The organism is Polynucleobacter sp. AP-Ainpum-60-G11, from assembly GCF_018688375.1.
Lineage (GTDB): Bacteria > Pseudomonadota > Gammaproteobacteria > Burkholderiales > Burkholderiaceae > Polynucleobacter.
The window spans coordinates 1,772,676-1,785,152 of sequence record NZ_CP061318.1 but is presented as its reverse complement, the minus strand read 5'-3'; the positions used below and the strand labels follow the sequence as shown (position 1 = coordinate 1,785,152).

Genomic DNA, 12,477 nt, shown 5'->3' with positions numbered 1-12,477 from the left:
GAGTTAGATATGCCGTCAGTCACGATGTACAGCACCCAAGTTTGCCCTTACTGCGTTATGGCAGAGAAGCTATTGCAAAAAAAGGGTGTGGCCAATTTAGAGAAGATTCTGATTGATCGAGATCCCGCACAACGCGAAATCATGATGACGCGTACGGGTCGTCGTACTGTGCCGCAAATTTATATTGGCGAAACCCATGTTGGTGGTTATGACGATCTTGTCGCCTTAGACCGTGCTGGCCAACTTGACCCCCTATTAGCTTAAAAAATTTACTCAGAAAGTTCCCCATGACTGAACAAACTACTTCCACTCCAGATGCAGCAGATAACTCAAAAGAGCCTGGCTTCCGCATTCAACGTATTTACCTCAAGGACTTGTCTTTAGAGCAGCCAAACGCACCACAAATTTTATTAGTCGCGGCTGAGCCTCAAGTTGAGGTTGAGGTGGATGTTGCCGTCACTCGCTTGGGCGATGAAATTTTTGAGGTGGCCTTAATTGCGACAGTGACTGCTAAAGTTGAAAGCAAGGTTCTCTTTTTGGTCGAAGCTAAGCAAGCGGGTATTTTTGAATTTAGCAATATTCCACCAGAGCAAATTGATCCCATGTTAGGCATTGCTTGCCCAACGATTTTGTACCCTTACTTGCGCTCAAACATTGCTGACACCATCAGCCGTGCAGGCTTCCAGCCAATTCATTTGAATGAGATTAATTTCCACGGTATGTATGAGCACCGCCTGATGCAGGCTGCGCAAGCCGCTCCAACGGAAAGCAGTTCTGCCGATGAAAGCAAAATCATTCTTCCCCACTAAGCTGATTTTTTAAAGCCCACAGATCATGAAAGTGACGCTGCTTGGAGCTGGATCATGGGGCACTGCTATGGCCGCACAAGCTGCGCGCCATCTTCAGCCGGGCGATGTTTGTTTGTGGTCGAGAAGTGCTGAGCAGTTAGAAAGTATTCAGCAGTCTGGCGAAAACGCAGACTACCTGCCTGGCGTCATCTTGCCTAAGGACCTGCAATTAGAGGCGAGTTTTGATCGGGCTATCGAACGCCTTACCGATAACGATCTTTTAGTGATCGCTACTCCAATGTCGGGTTTGTCAGAAACAGTGGCGAAGGTATTACGCCTTGCTAGGCATCCACTCAATATTGTTTGGCTCTGCAAAGGCTTAGAGCCCAGTACCACCTTATTGCCGCATCAGGTAGTGGCGCGTGAAGATCAACTCCATAGCCATGGTCTACGTCATTCTTATGGCGCCCTATCGGGACCTAGTTTTGCACAAGAGGTTGGTAACGGAATGCCCTGCGCATTAACGATTGCCAGTAAATCAAATTCTTTGTGCGATATCGTTCAGGGCGCCTTCCATCACGGCAATATGCGCATCTATGCTAGCGACGATTTGGTTGGAGTCGAGCTGGGCGGTGCAATTAAAAACGTTTTGGCAATTGCTGCTGGCATTGGTGATGGCTTAGATCTTGGCTTAAATGCTCGCGCTGCAGTGTTAACTCGGGGCCTCGCAGAAATGATGCGTTTAGTAAAGGCTGCTGGCGGCCGACCAGAGACCTGCATGGGATTAACTGGTGTGGGCGATTTGATCTTAACTGCCACTGGCGATCTCTCGCGTAATCGTCGTGTTGGTTTGGCGCTTGCCGCAGGAATGCCTTTGCCTGAAATCTTAGGCAATCTAGGTCATGTTGCTGAGGGTGTTTTGTGCGCGTCTGCAGTTGGTAATCTAGCGACTCGCCTGAATGTTGAGATGCCAATTACTGCCATGATGACTGAAGTCTTATCTGGAAAACTTTCACCGCATGAGGCAGTCAAAAAACTGATGGGGCGCGACCCCAAGGTTGAGGTTTAAGTTTCTTAATTTCCGCCAAGCAATCCGTTTTGGCGCCAAGCCTCGTAAACCACAATTGCTACCGTGTTGGAGAGATTTAAGCTGCGACTACTATCTTGCATCGCTAGGCGCATTTGATTGGGCGCTGGAATCGAACTTCTTACTTCTTCAGTAATGCCTTTGGTTTCTGAGCCAAAAACGAAATAATCTTCGGGCAAATATTTGCCATCATGAAACTTGCCAGACCCCTTGGTAGTCAGGGCAAAAATATGCTCAGGTTTAGGTTTTTCGTCAGCAAGAAATTGCACCCAATTTTTGTGAACCTGAACTTTGGCAAACTCGTGATAGTCCAGGCCTGCTCTACGAAGTTTGGCATCCTCCATGGGAAAACCGAGGGGCTCAATGAGATGTAACTTTGCACCCGTGTTTGCGCACAGCCGAATGATGTTGCCTGTATTGGGCGGAATTTCTGGTTCGAATAAAACAATGTTAAACATGCTCTGATCTTTGTGATGGCCGAAGTGTTCTCAGTAAAACCCAATTAATGACACGAGATACGCCATTGTCCTTCAATACGCGAGCGATTTCATTTAAGGTTGCTCCGCTAGTCATCACATCATCGAACACGATCACTCTAGTGGACTCTAGCCGCCCTTGATACTGTGGGTTGATATAAAACATATCTTGAATGGAAATGTGGCGATCGGCGCGCCCCCCTTTAGCTTGATTCTGGGGGTGGTGATGGCGTTGCAAAATATAAGGGTTCTTATGAATGTGTTTGCCACAGTGAATTCGTCTAGCCAACTCCCAGCTTTGATTAAAACCTCGCGCACATAGTTTTTCTCTACTGAGCGGTACCGGCAGCAGATAGTCTGCATGGGTTGTCATTGAGCCCTTTGAAAGTAGTGCGTTCCATGCGGATGCCAAGCCATGCGTGCAAGCAAGTCGACCTTGATACTTCAGTTGATGCAGAGCAGACTGTAGTTTTCCGTCGTAGCGATCAAGGCAGTGGGTTTCGTCAAAGTGTGGTGGATTGAGCTCGCACTCGCGACAATATCTTTCTCGCAGCTCATTTGCCTGAAGAGTAATGCCGCACTGCTTGCAACATTCGTAATGCAAGAGATGTTCTGATTCCAATATCGTAGAGCAATCTAAGCAGAGGCTACGTTGCTGAAATTCCCCACAAACAATGCAAGCACTCGGCAATAATCGAGAAGAAATTGCTTCGAAAACATTCTCTATTATTCGCATGGGTCGCTGAGTATACTGAGCCAATGACCCAATCAATCAGATGGCTTCAGGATGAAATTGCAGACCGTATGCTGCAGAAATTAGACATCGTGAAGTTGGAGGCAAAGGATGTCTTATTAATTCCAGATTTTCCTGGAGCGCATGCCCCTTTTCTGACAAAACGTTTTCCGGGAATTCGTTTTCACAGCGCACCAGAATCTGAATTATCAAAGCTTGAGTTATTCAAATTAAGGGCCATTCGTTTTTGGAATTCCAAATTCAAGTCGGCGTCCTGTATCTCTTTGGATGACTATAAGAAAACTGGTCGGATTAATCTCCCCAGTAATTCTGTAGATTTGGTGGTGAGCGTACTTTTTATTCAAGATTTGTCTGACCCTAAGCATTTCTTGCAAGAGTGCTGGCGAGTGCTGAAAGAAGGTGGCTTGCTGACATTAAGTTATTTAGGCCCTGATACCGGGAAAGAGCTTTGCTCCGAATCTTTATCCCAGCAATTGCCACTGCAGAAATTGGCAAGCCCCTGGGATATGCACGATATGGGTGATGCCTTGTTAGGTGAGCGTTTTTCAGATCCGGTAATGGATATGGAGATTTTGGGCCTAGATTACGACTCTGATGCACTCTTGTTAGCGGATGCTAAAGCCCTGAATTTACTTGCTTCTAATGATCAGAATGGCGCTCAATGCACTCAATTACCTAAAAAGCTGAGCTTGGAGGTGGTTTATGGGCACGCTTGGGCTTTAGGCAAGCACCTTGCCAAGGCGCAGGACCACGTCGCCTATATTGATCTAAATCAAATCGGGCGCAAGACTAGGAGTGATTCTGCTTAAGTGTAAGTACTCACTATCTTTTAAACCATTGCCAAGATTGAGACAAGCATGGTTAACCCCGTTTGTTGTTGAACTTAATTAACCCTATAATCAGCGCTGTAAGTATTGCTTGATACCGCTTTTTTGGGCTTTCTGGGGCTTTATAGCAACAGAAGTTCACGACAATAAACAGAGAATAAGATGAATTTATTTGGAAAAGTCACTAGGGCTTCGCTCTATTTAGTAGCAGCCTTCGGCACTGCAATCGCTCATGCGGCTGAAAATATGCCAGGCGGCCCAGCTGTGAATCAGTTGAACTTCACCGCTCCTGCGACAAAAATCATGCAAGAAATCCATTGGTTGCATTGGATGATGTTGATTATTTGCGCACTCATTTTTATTGGCGTTTTTGGGGTGATGTTCTATTCCATCCTCAAGCATCGTAAATCCTTGGGTGCTAAGTCTGCATCTTTCCATGAGAGTACGACTGTTGAGATTATTTGGACGGTTATTCCATTGCTGATCGTGATCGGTATGGCATTACCAGCAACCAAAACTGTTGTGGCTATGAAAGACACGACAAATTCAGATATCACTATTAAGACCACTGGCTACCAGTGGAAGTGGGGATACGACTACATTAAGGGTGAAGGTGAGGGCATTAGCTTCTTGTCCACTATGTCCACTTCACGCGAAGCGATTAATAACTTGGCGCCAAAATCCAATACGTATTTGATGGAAGTGGATAACGAGATGGTTGTGCCAGTTGGTAAAAAGATTCGCATGATTACTACCGCGAATGACGTCATCCACTCATGGACTATTCCGGCATTTGGCGTTAAGCAAGATGCGATCCCTGGTTTCGTACGCGATACATGGTTCCGTGCTGAGACTATCGGCAAATTCCGCGGTCAATGTTCAGAGTTGTGCGGTGCTGAGCATGCCTTTATGCCTATTGTTGTGAATGTAGTTTCGCAAGATGACTACACCAAGTGGGTAGCTGAAAAGAAAAAAGAAATGGGCGCAGCATCAGATGACCCAACTAAGGTTTACACCTTGGATGAGCAAAAAGAGCGTGGTGCGAAAGTGTATGCGGCCAATTGCGCAGCATGTCATCAGCCTAACGGTAAAGGTGCGGGTGCATTCCCAGCGCTAGATGGTAGCAAGATGGTGCTTGGACCAAAAGCTGGTCAATACAACATTCTGATCAACGGTAAGGGCGCAATGCCAAAGTGGGCTGGTGTGATTTCTGATGGCGATATTGCTGCCGTGATGACTTATACCCGCAATGCTTGGGGCAATAAAACGGGCGAGATTATTCAGACCCAAGACATTGTTTCTGCACGTGCTGGCAAGTAATACATTTATTAATACAGATCAAACTAAACCGGAGTAATCCATGAGCACTATTTCAACTACCCACGATCACGCACATGACCATGCGCACGATGATCACACGCCACATGGTTGGCGTCGTTGGTTGTTTGCAACCAACCATAAAGACATCGGCACGATGTACCTCATCTTCTCATTCGTGAGCTTGATGGCTGGTGGCGTTATGGCCTTGGGTATTCGTTTGGAATTGTTCCAACCTGGTTTGCAATTCTTGCGCCCTGAGTTTTTCAATCAGTTAACTACCATGCACGGTTTAGTCATGGTGTTTGGCGCAATCATGCCGGCATTCGTTGGATTTGCGAACTGGATGATTCCTTTGCAAATCGGCGCATCCGATATGGCCTTTGCCCGCATGAACAACTTTAGTTTCTGGATTCTTCCAGTAGCAGCTTGCCTGTTGTTTGGTTCATTCTTAGCTCCTGGTGGCGCACCTGCTGGTGGCTGGACTTTGTATGCTCCATTGACATCACAAATGGGCCCAGGCTTAGATATGGGTATTTTTGCACTGCACTTATTGGGTGCTTCTTCCATCATGGGCTCCATTAACATCATCGTGACCATCTTGAACATGCGCGCTCCTGGCTTGACATTGATGAAGATGCCAATGTTCTGCTGGACTTGGTTGATCACTGCTTATTTGTTAATTGCCGTAATGCCTGTATTGGCTGGTGCAATCACCATGGTTCTGACAGACCGTCATTTCGGTACTTCTTTCTTCTCCGCAGTTGGCGGTGGTGACCCAATCATGTTCCAGCATATTTTCTGGTTCTTTGGTCACCCAGAGGTTTACATCATGATTCTTCCAGCTTTCGGAATTGTGAGTGAGATCATCCCTGCTTTCTCCAGAAAAACTTTGTTTGGTTATAGCTCGATGGTTTATGCGACAGCATCGATTGCGATCTTGTCATTCATCGTTTGGGCTCACCATATGTTTGCAACTGGTATGCCTGTAACAGGTCAGCTGTTCTTCATGTACGCCACCATGTTGATTGCTGTTCCAACCGGCGTGAAGATTTTTAACTGGGTTGCAACCATGTGGAAGGGTTCGATGACATTCGAAACTCCAATGTTGTGGGCAGTCGGCTTTATTTTCGTATTTACAATGGGTGGCTTTACAGGCTTGATCTTGGCAATGGCGCCAATTGATATTGGTGTTCAAGATACCTATTACGTTGTTGCCCACTTCCACTATGTATTAGTAGCGGGCTCATTGTTCGCGATGTTTGCTGGTTTTTACTACTGGTGTCCAAAGTGGACTGGCTACATGGCTAGTGAAACTCGCGGCAAGATCCATTTCTGGACTTCCATGATTTTCTTTAACATCACCTTCTTCCCAATGCATTTCTTGGGCTTAGCAGGTATGCCACGTCGCTATGCGGATTACCCAACTCAGTTTGCTGATTTCAATATGATCGCTTCGATTGGTGCGCTTGGTTTTGGTTTGTCTCAGGTGTACTTCTTGCTCTTCGTTGTTTTGCCGGCATACAGCGGCAAAGGCGAAAAGGCATCTATGAAGCCATGGGATGGTGCTAAAGGTCTGGAGTGGACCATTCCTTCACCAGCTCCACACCACACTTTTGAAACACCTCCTGATGCTAAAGAGTTGCATGCTGCAGGAATCTAAAGTAGCTACACACAAATCCCAATCTGCCAGTAATCGCAGGTTGGGTTTTATCCTTTTAAGCGTTGCCATTGTGTTCTTTGTTGGTATCGTTATTAAACGGAGTGTGTTGGGTTAAGACCCCCCGATAACCATGTCCGCAACTGCCTCCATTAATCGCCAAATCTTATTGAAGCTATTGATCGCTTCGGTGATGATGTTTGGCTTTGGATATGCACTAGTGCCGATGTACAAAGCCTTGTGTGAAGTAACCGGTATTAATGTAGTTACCAGCAAAAATGACTATGGTATTCGAGCTTACAGCGCGAATAAGGTTGGCAATACTCAAGTCGACTATTCCCGTAAGGTAACTATCGAATTTGACTCTAATAGTCGCGGCCCATTTACATTTCGTCCAGTCAAGAACTTTCTAGAAGTGCACCCGGGCGAAATGACAGAAATTGTTTATGAAGTAACTAATAATTTGAACCGCTCTGTAGAGGCTCAGGCGATACCAAGTTATGCGCCTAAGAGCGCTATGGAGTTTTTTACTAAATTAGAGTGTTTTTGCTTTCAGCAACAAACCCTGGCGGCTCATGAAATGAAAAAGATGCCAGTACTGTTTGTGATTGATGCAGGGCTACCTGCTGATGTAAAAACGATTACCTTGTCGTACACCTTCTTTGAGTTAGGCGTTGGTCAGCAGCCAGCAGGCTCAACAACTCCTAAAACGAAATTGGCGTCATGAGCAAGAAAAGTACCTTTATGCAATCCATGATCGCAGTATTGTGGGCTTTTTTGGGTGTGCGTAAAAAATCAGGTTTGCAGGAAGATGTAGCTTCACTCAGTTTTGTCCATATTGTTATTGCGGGAGTTTTAGGTGCCTTGATTTTTATGGGCGTACTCCTTTTAATAGTTAAAGCAGTTGTGTCCCATTGATTATTTTTTGATTGAATAGAGAGAATAAGATGTCATCCAATTCAACCCCTTACTATTTCGTTCCTGGACTATCTAGTCATCCAGCCTCAGCAGCCTTAGGTTTGCTTGCGTTTGGTGCTGGTATGTCTGGTTGGGTAAACCATGCAGCTTGGGGTGGCCCAGTGACTGCAGTTGGCGTACTCTGGATTTTATTTGTTCTCTACAACTGGTTTGGGGACACGATTGCCGAATCTAATGCCGGCAAAAACGGCGTTAACGTAGACATCTCTTATCGCTGGTCGATGGCTTGGTTCATCTTCTCTGAGATTATGTTCTTCGGCGCCTTCTTCGCAGCATTGTTCTATGCGCGCAATATTGCGATGCCTTGGATGGGTGATGTGGAGAGCAAATTACTCTGGCCTAACTTCACAGCTGTTTGGCCCAATGATGGTCCTGCAGGGTTGGTAGAGAAATTTACGACCATGGGTCCATGGCCAATCCCAACGATTAATACTTTGTTGCTCCTGAGTTCGGGTGTAACCGTTACCTATGCTCACCATGCGCTTCGTGAAAATCACATGAAGAAAGCCATCAATGGCTTGGCTGCAACGGTTGGCCTTGGCATTATCTTCTTGGGCTTCCAGATGTATGAGTACTACCATGCTTACCATGCCTTGAATTTGAAATTGACTTCAGGCGTCTATGGCTCAACATTCTTTATGTTGACCGGCTTTCACGGCTTCCATGTATTTTTGGGTGGTTTGATGTTGGCAATCGTATTGCGTCGTATGATTCGCGGCGACTTTACTGCTGAAAACCATTTTGCATTTGAGGGTGCCGCTTGGTACTGGCACTTTGTTGACGTTGTTTGGCTAGGTCTCTACATCGCCGTTTACTGGATGTAAGCAAATAAAAAATCGGGGCGTTCAGCCCCGATTTGTTTTGGATTGCTGCTTTTATATTACCTAGTTTGTTCCCACCCGAACACCGGTAGCTTCGATATATCCAAAGTAGTGGGCAATTAAAATTCCTAAGAAGAGTACGATGGATAGTCCGATGCGCAACATGAGTGATTGCACCATTCTTGAGCTGCCGCCCTTATCCTTCATCATGAAGTAAAGCGCAGAGCCCAAGCTCCCTACAATCATTAGCAGTGCAAGTGGAATAACCCATTTCATCTCAAAGTACCCCTGTGAATATGTTTTCTAGCTTAATTACTAGCCGTATAGTCGCTACTGTATCAGCCCTTTTGGTAATTTTAGTGGGCTGTGGTGCTGGTATTTGGCAATTGAATCGGGCGGACCAAAAGATTCGTCTGGGTGAATCTTTGCAAGCCAAACTGCAAATGCCTGTACTCAATGCCAATACCGATAGCTTGAGCTTAGAGCAGGCTTCAGAGCGTCGTATTCTGGCTCGAGGTAGATTTATAGAAGCCGAGGCTATTTGGTTGGATAACCGTCCTCGTCCCATTCCCGAGGGTGGTGCTGGCGGTGCAGGACAGTCCGGTTTTTACCTCATGATGCCTTTGAAATTAGCTGGCCAGGAAACTGTGCTTTGGATAAATCGTGGGTGGGCGCCCCGTAATAATCTGAATCGAATTGAGCTACCCCCAGTCGATACTGCTGATGAGGTATTGGTCATCGAGGGGATTGCCTTTGCACATCCGGGCAGAGTTTATGAATTAGGTCAAAAAGCTGATGTGAAGACCAGTCCGCGGATAGAGCAAAATTTTGATTTGGCAGCCGAGGTTCAAACTCATGGATGGAAGCAGATGCCATTTATCGTACGTGAGTCTGATTTAGCTAAAAAGGATGGCTTAGTCAGAAATTGGCCCTCCCCAACAAATGGAGTCGATCGCCATTATGCTTATGCCTTTCAGTGGTTTGCATTGGCATTGGCAGGATTTTTATTTTGGCTCATTAATGGGTTCATGAAATACCGGCGAGAGCTTGCGGTTAATGGAGATAGAGTGTGAGTGATAAAGAATTATTGATTCCAGCATCACAAACAGATGCGTCTGTGATCAATGCGCAAACTCGGCGTGGGCGAATCCAGATGATGCTCCTACTGCTTGCCTGCGCAGCGCCAGTAATTGCCTCTTATTTGGCCTACTATGTTTTTAAACCTGAGGGTGCAAAGACAAATTTTGGAACCTTGGTTCAGCCCGTTCAGGATGTGAATCCAGCTTGGTTTGATATCCCCTTTAATGGAAAGTGGACATTACTAGTGGCTAGACCCGCTGGTGAATGCACCATCAAAAATGAATCTTGCCTTGAGGCGTTATTTTTAATGCGTCAGTTGCGTGTTGCTGTTGGGCGCGAGAGTGGTCGCGTCCAATTGGTTTGGATCAATACGGATGGCAAGCCAGTAGATCCAGAAGTATTGCTAGCCTACGATCAAAAGACTGCAGGATTTCAGATACTGAGTTTGCCAGCAGATCCTAAGTTGAGGTCTGAGTTTGATGCTTGGCTAAATCGTGATGGCGCAGGTCAGAAGATTCAGTTGATCGATCCAAGTCCGGCCAAGATGATGGTCTTTCCTGTAACTAATTCTCCAAAAGAATTCGGCAGTATTAAAAAAGATCTCGAAAAACTACTGCGCCTTAATCGTAAGGGTGAGCAATTGCAATGAGTGGTTTTTTATTGCTCGCGGAGTTAGCTGCAATTGCAATTGTCTTTGCGGGTCTGCCTTTGGCTTATCTCTGGACTAGACCAGCTTATAACTTTTTCCAAAAGCTCAATTGGGTTTTAGTCTTCATGACTTTTGACTTGATTGTGTTCGGTGCATTTACTCGTTTAACGGACTCTGGCCTGGGTTGTCCAGATTGGCCTGGCTGCTATGGCACATCCAATCCATGGCATGCTATTGGAGAGATACAGCTAGCTGAGGCCAATATGCCCACAGGACCCGTAACGGTCATCAAAGCTTGGATTGAAATGATTCATCGTTACCTGGCTATGACTGTTGGCGCCCTGATTTTGATTCAGGTGAGTATGGCTTGGAGTAAGTTGCGAACTTTAGGAAAAAAGCCTTTGTTAGGCAGCCTCGGATTGCTAGTGTTGGTGTGTATTCAGGGGGCATTTGGTGCCTGGACTGTAACGCTCAAATTACAACCGATCATTGTGACTATCCACTTAATGTTGGCTTTAGTTTTATTGGCTTGTTTAACAAAGTATGCGCAGCAAGGGTGGGAGGAAAAAGCTTCTCCAGCGTTCCAAATGAAGCCACTTTCTGCAAAGTTATTGTTACTTGCTACAGTTAGCTTAATCATTCAGATTTTTTTGGGTGCATGGGTCAGCACAAATTACGCAGTATTGGCCTGTCCTGATTTCCCTACCTGTTTGGGCACTTTTTGGCCAGAGACTGCTTGGCAAGAGGGCTTTACTCTATGGCGTCAGCTGGGTCTTAATGCGCAAGGTGAATCTATTTCCCCTGTCGCATTGCAAACGATTCATTGGGCGCATCGTATATTCGCTGTAGTTGCTATCGCAGCTCTGAGCCTATTGGGAGTCAGCGCGCTGCAACTGAGTAATACGGCATTGTCAGGAATGGGTAGGATTGCTAGGCTGCTGTTAGGTTTATTAATTCTTCAGGCGCTGACAGGCATCTCTAATGTGGTGTTTCAGTGGCCATTGTTTGCTGCTTTAATGCATACCGCGGGTTCCGCTGCATTGGTGTTCTGTTTGGTTCGCCTATCTCAGTGGTCCTCCTGGGTTGCCCCGATTCATATTAAGATGGTCAAATCATTATGAGTAGTCCCACCTCTTCCACTCCTGTGGCGATGCCACGTTGGCGTCAATACTGGGTGCTCACCAAGCCCCGCGTCACTCAGTTGGCAGTGTTCTGTGCAGTCATTGGGATGTTCTTGGCTACCCCGGGCATGGTCCCTTATCCAGTCCTGATTGGTGGCATTGTTGGAATTTGGTTGCTGGCGGGCGCAGCGTTTGCAATGAACTGTTTAATTGAGCAAGCCGTTGATGCCAAGATGAAGCGTACTTCATGGAGACCATCTGCTACTGGTGAGGTAACACCTTTTCACATTACTATTTTTTCGATTGTGCTCGGTAGTTTGGGAATGATCATCTTGTGGAATTTCTGCAATCCATTAACGATGTGGCTGACGGTTGCAACCTTTGTTGGTTACGCAGTGATTTATACCTGGCTGCTGAAACCAGCAACTCCGCAGAACATTGTGATTGGTGGGCTCTCTGGTGCGATGCCACCTGCTCTTGGTTGGGCTGCGGTCACTAATGGCCTCTCTGCAGAAGCTTGGCTCTTAGTACTCATTATTTTTGTTTGGACTCCCCCACATTTTTGGGCCCTGGCTTTGTATCGTCGTGATGATTATGTGCAAAGCGGTTTGCCAATGCTGCCAGTCACGCATGGCGAACGCTTTACCTTACTCAACATCCTTCTCTACACCTTGATATTGATCGCCGCTACTTTGCTGCCATATATTTATGGCATGAGTGGTGTAGTGTATTTAATCTCCGCAATCATTTTGGGCTTAATTTTTCTTGCTTACGTGATTGCCTTATTTGTCTCTTATAGTGATGAATTGGCTAAGAAAACATTCCGCTTTTCAATCACTTACTTATCTCTGCTTTTTGCAGCTTTATTAATTGATCATTACTTCATTTGAGTTGGGTATGAATTTACCAAAAATTTCCA

17 protein-coding genes are annotated in these 12,477 nt (G+C 46.0%); 14 read left to right on the top strand and 3 right to left on the bottom strand.

Annotated elements, in window-relative coordinates; genetic code table 11:
- The first annotated feature begins 9 nt into the window (after nucleotides 1-9).
- Genes grxC through FD971_RS09210 form a run of 3 tightly spaced genes read left to right on the top strand, consistent with a single transcriptional unit; the run spans nucleotide 10 to nucleotide 1,857 of the window.
- Entirely contained in the window at nucleotides 10-264 is a 255-nt protein-coding gene (gene grxC, locus FD971_RS09220) for a glutaredoxin 3 (RefSeq protein ID WP_215334013.1), read from the top strand.
- Between the two features lie 23 nt (nucleotides 265-287).
- Entirely contained in the window at nucleotides 288-809 is a 522-nt protein-coding gene (secB, locus tag FD971_RS09215) for a protein-export chaperone SecB (protein WP_215334012.1), read from the top strand.
- A gap of 25 nt (nucleotides 810-834) precedes the next feature.
- On the top strand, nucleotides 835-1,857 hold the full coding sequence (locus tag FD971_RS09210) for an NAD(P)H-dependent glycerol-3-phosphate dehydrogenase (RefSeq protein ID WP_215334011.1): 1,023 nt from the start codon (nucleotides 835-837) through the stop codon (nucleotides 1,855-1,857).
- 5 nt (nucleotides 1,858-1,862) lie between these two features.
- Here the strand turns inward: FD971_RS09210 and trmL are convergent, their stop codons facing one another.
- A complete protein-coding gene (trmL, locus tag FD971_RS09205) occupies nucleotides 1,863-2,333 on the bottom strand; it encodes a tRNA (uridine(34)/cytosine(34)/5-carboxymethylaminomethyluridine(34)-2'-O)-methyltransferase TrmL (RefSeq protein ID WP_215334010.1) in 471 nt (156 codons plus the stop codon).
- Complete coding sequence (locus tag FD971_RS09200) at nucleotides 2,326-3,087, bottom strand: ComF family protein (protein ID WP_215334009.1); 762 nt, start codon at nucleotides 3,085-3,087, stop codon at nucleotides 2,326-2,328. Before FD971_RS09200 ends, trmL begins: the two co-directional genes overlap by 8 nt.
- Nucleotides 3,088-3,110: 23 nt before the next feature.
- On the opposite strand from FD971_RS09200, the gene FD971_RS09195 reads away from it, so the two are divergent.
- The 7 genes from FD971_RS09195 (at nucleotide 3,111) to FD971_RS09165 (ending at nucleotide 8,711) form a co-directional block, all read left to right on the top strand.
- On the top strand, nucleotides 3,111-3,914 hold the full coding sequence (locus FD971_RS09195; protein WP_251368621.1) for a methyltransferase domain-containing protein: 804 nt from the start codon (nucleotides 3,111-3,113) through the stop codon (nucleotides 3,912-3,914).
- Between the two features lie 180 nt (nucleotides 3,915-4,094).
- Nucleotides 4,095-5,252: a cytochrome c oxidase subunit II gene (coxB, locus tag FD971_RS09190; protein WP_215334008.1), complete on the top strand. Its 1,158-nt coding sequence runs from the start codon at nucleotides 4,095-4,097 to the stop codon at nucleotides 5,250-5,252.
- A 40-nt stretch (nucleotides 5,253-5,292) separates the two neighbouring features.
- On the top strand, nucleotides 5,293-6,912 hold the full coding sequence (gene ctaD / locus FD971_RS09185; RefSeq protein ID WP_215334007.1) for a cytochrome c oxidase subunit I: 1,620 nt from the start codon (nucleotides 5,293-5,295) through the stop codon (nucleotides 6,910-6,912).
- Complete coding sequence (locus tag FD971_RS09990; RefSeq protein WP_371743040.1) at nucleotides 6,812-7,027, top strand: cytochrome oxidase small assembly protein; 216 nt, start codon at nucleotides 6,812-6,814, stop codon at nucleotides 7,025-7,027. The genes ctaD and FD971_RS09990 overlap by 101 nt, the downstream gene beginning before the upstream one ends.
- A gap of 15 nt (nucleotides 7,028-7,042) precedes the next feature.
- Nucleotides 7,043-7,636, top strand: a complete 594-nt coding sequence (locus tag FD971_RS09175) for a cytochrome c oxidase assembly protein (protein WP_215334005.1) — start codon at nucleotides 7,043-7,045, stop codon at nucleotides 7,634-7,636.
- The gene (locus FD971_RS09170; protein ID WP_197712874.1) at nucleotides 7,633-7,827 is read left to right on the top strand and encodes a DUF2970 domain-containing protein; all 195 of its coding nucleotides are present in this window, start codon (nucleotides 7,633-7,635) and stop codon (nucleotides 7,825-7,827) included. Before FD971_RS09175 ends, FD971_RS09170 begins: the two co-directional genes overlap by 4 nt.
- Nucleotides 7,828-7,856: 29 nt before the next feature.
- Nucleotides 7,857-8,711: a cytochrome c oxidase subunit 3 gene (locus FD971_RS09165; protein WP_215334004.1), complete on the top strand. Its 855-nt coding sequence runs from the start codon at nucleotides 7,857-7,859 to the stop codon at nucleotides 8,709-8,711.
- 60 nt (nucleotides 8,712-8,771) lie between these two features.
- On the opposite strand, the gene FD971_RS09160 is transcribed toward FD971_RS09165, so the two are convergent.
- Nucleotides 8,772-8,984, bottom strand: a complete 213-nt coding sequence (locus FD971_RS09160; protein WP_215334003.1) for a twin transmembrane helix small protein — start codon at nucleotides 8,982-8,984, stop codon at nucleotides 8,772-8,774.
- 20 nt (nucleotides 8,985-9,004) lie between these two features.
- On the opposite strand from FD971_RS09160, the gene FD971_RS09155 reads away from it, so the two are divergent.
- From FD971_RS09155 to cyoE, 4 genes are read left to right on the top strand one after another with little or no spacing between them, the layout of a single operon-like run.
- Nucleotides 9,005-9,781, top strand: a complete 777-nt coding sequence (locus FD971_RS09155; RefSeq protein WP_251368724.1) for an SURF1 family protein — start codon at nucleotides 9,005-9,007, stop codon at nucleotides 9,779-9,781.
- Nucleotides 9,778-10,437, top strand: coding sequence for a hypothetical protein (locus FD971_RS09150; RefSeq protein WP_215334002.1), 660 nt, complete (start codon nucleotides 9,778-9,780; stop codon nucleotides 10,435-10,437). Before FD971_RS09155 ends, FD971_RS09150 begins: the two co-directional genes overlap by 4 nt.
- Nucleotides 10,434-11,558, top strand: coding sequence for a heme A synthase (locus FD971_RS09145; protein ID WP_251368620.1), 1,125 nt, complete (start codon nucleotides 10,434-10,436; stop codon nucleotides 11,556-11,558). Before FD971_RS09150 ends, FD971_RS09145 begins: the two co-directional genes overlap by 4 nt.
- Nucleotides 11,555-12,448, top strand: a complete 894-nt coding sequence (gene cyoE, locus FD971_RS09140) for a heme o synthase (protein WP_215334001.1) — start codon at nucleotides 11,555-11,557, stop codon at nucleotides 12,446-12,448. Before FD971_RS09145 ends, cyoE begins: the two co-directional genes overlap by 4 nt.
- The last annotated feature ends 29 nt before the right edge of the window (nucleotides 12,449-12,477 follow it).